General features: G+C 73.3%; 1 protein-coding gene. It reads left to right on the forward strand.

The annotated features are described in order from the left end of the window. Nucleotides 1–40: 40 nt before the first annotated feature. Nucleotides 41–2,292, forward strand: a 2,252-nt coding sequence (locus GPA10_RS41480; RefSeq protein WP_157169906.1) for a condensation domain-containing protein, incomplete at its 3' end; no start/stop codon positions are given.

The following is a 2,292-nucleotide window of genomic DNA, read 5'->3' on the forward strand; positions in this document are numbered from 1 at the left end:
GGGTGCCGCGCCGATCGGTGGGGCCATCAGGGACACGCGGGTGTATGTGCTGGACGACCGGCTCGTGCCGGTGGGTGTGGGGGTGGCGGGTGAGTTGTATGTGTCCGGTCCGGGTCTGGCGCGGGGCTATCTGGGCCGGTTCGCGCTGAGCAGTACCCGGTTCGTGGCCGATCCGTTCGACGGGGCGGGCGGGCGGATGTATCGCACGGGTGATGTGGTGCGGGTGGGTGCGGGTGGTGCGCTGGAGTACCTGGGGCGCAGTGATGACCAGGTGAAGGTGCGGGGGCTGCGGATCGAGACGGGTGAGGTGGAGGCGGCGCTCGCGGCGCATCCGCGGGTGCGGCAGGCCGTGGTCGTCGCTCATGAGGCCGCCGGGCGGGGCAGGCAGCTGGTCGGCTATGTGGTGGCGGTGCCCGATGAGGAGTCGCACGAGGCGCAGCGGGGCAGCGGGACGGGGCATCTGGCGCTGGGGGCGGGGTTCGGTGCGGCGGAGCTGCGGGCGTTCGCGGCGGCGCGGCTGCCGGAGTTCATGGTGCCGGGTGTGGTGATGGTGATCGATGAGGTGCCGTTGACGCCGAACGGGAAGGTGGACAAGAAGGCGCTGCCGGAGCCGGAGTTCCGTGGTGCCGCCTACCGGGCGCCGTCCTCGGCGGTGGAGGAGGTGCTGGCGGAGGCGTTCGCGCAGGTGCTGTCCGCGGGCCGGGTCGGCGTGGACGACGACTTCCTGGCGCTGGGCGGGGACAGTATCCAGTCGTTGCAGGTCGTGTCGCGGGCGCGTGCCAGGGGGGTGGAGGTGACCTCGCGGCAGGTGTTCGAGTTCCGTACGGTGGCGGCGCTGGCGGAGGCCGTCGCGGACGCGCGGGGCCGGGATGTGGTGGTCCTTGAGGAGCTGGACGGCGGCGGGGTGGGGTTCCTGCCGCACCTGCCGGTCACCCGGTTGTTGATGGAGCGGGGTCCGGGCTTCGAGCGGTTCTTGCAGGCGATGGTGCTGGAGCTGCCCTCGGGCATCGGGCAGGACCGGCTGGCCGCCACCCTCACCGCGGTGATCGACCGTCATGATCTCCTGCGGGCCCGCCTGACGGAGGCGGACGGCGGCGGTCTGGTCGTCGGCGCACCGGGCTCGGTGGACGCCGCGCGGCTGATACGGCACGTCGTCTGCGACGCCTTCTGGAACACGCCCAGTGATCAGGACGTGCAGGACGTGCAGGACGTGCAGGACGTGCAGGGCGTGCAGGGCGTGCAGGGCGTGCAGGGTGAGCCGGGCCAGGCGTGGCGGACGCTGCTGCTGGCCGAGCTGGATGCCGCGGCGGGCCGGCTGGACCCGGCGGCGGGTGTGGTGGCGCAGTTCGTGTGGTTCGACGCGGGCCCCGAGCAGGCCGGGCGTCTTCTGGTCGCGCTGCATCACCTGGTGGTGGACGGTGTGTCCTGGCGCGTCCTCATGCCGGACCTGGCCACCGCCTGGCGTCAGATCCGCGACGGCCAGACCCCCGACCTCGCCCCCGTCGGCACCTCCGTGCGCCGCTGGGCACACGCCCTCGTCGAGGAGGCCGCCCGCCCCGAGCGCACCGCCGAGCTGGAGCTGTGGCGCGGCGTCGTCGAGAGCCCCGACCCGGTCCTCGGCAGCCGCCGCCTGGATGCGGCCCTGGACGTGGTCGCCACCCTCTCCCACACCCGGGTGCAGTTGCCCGCCGACGTCACCGAGACCCTGCTGACCACCCTGCCCGCCGCGTTCCACGGCGGCGTCAACGACGGCCTCCTGGCCGCCCTGGCGATGGCCGTCACGCGGTGGCGTGCCGCCCGGGGTGTCCAGGAGCCGTCGTCCCTGATCCGTCTGGAGGGCCACGGCCGGGAGGAGGCCGCCGCGCCGGGCGCGGATCTGGCGCGCACGGTGGGCTGGTTCACCAGTGTCTTCCCGGTGCGTCTGGACGTGGCGGGCATCGATCTGGACGAGGCGTTCGCGGGCGGCCCGGCAGCAGGCACGGTCGTCAAGACCGTCAAGGAACAGCTGTTGTCCCTGCCCGACAAGGGCATCGGCTACGGCCTCCTGCGCCACCTCAACCCGCAGACCGCCGCGGTCCTCGGACAGCACGGCAGCGGGCAGATCTCCTTCAACTACCTGGGCCGGTTCTCCGCGGGCGCGGACATGCCCGCCGACCTGCGGGGTCTGGGCTTCACCCAGGACACGGGCGTGGCCGAGCTGGCGGAGCTGGACGCCGGGCACGACCCGCGGATGCCCGCACACGCCGAACTGGACATCAACGCCCACGTCACCGACACCCCCGAAGGCCCGCG

The sequence above is a fragment of the Streptomyces typhae genome (genome assembly GCF_009755605.1).
Taxonomy (GTDB): domain Bacteria; phylum Actinomycetota; class Actinomycetes; order Streptomycetales; family Streptomycetaceae; genus Streptomyces; species Streptomyces typhae.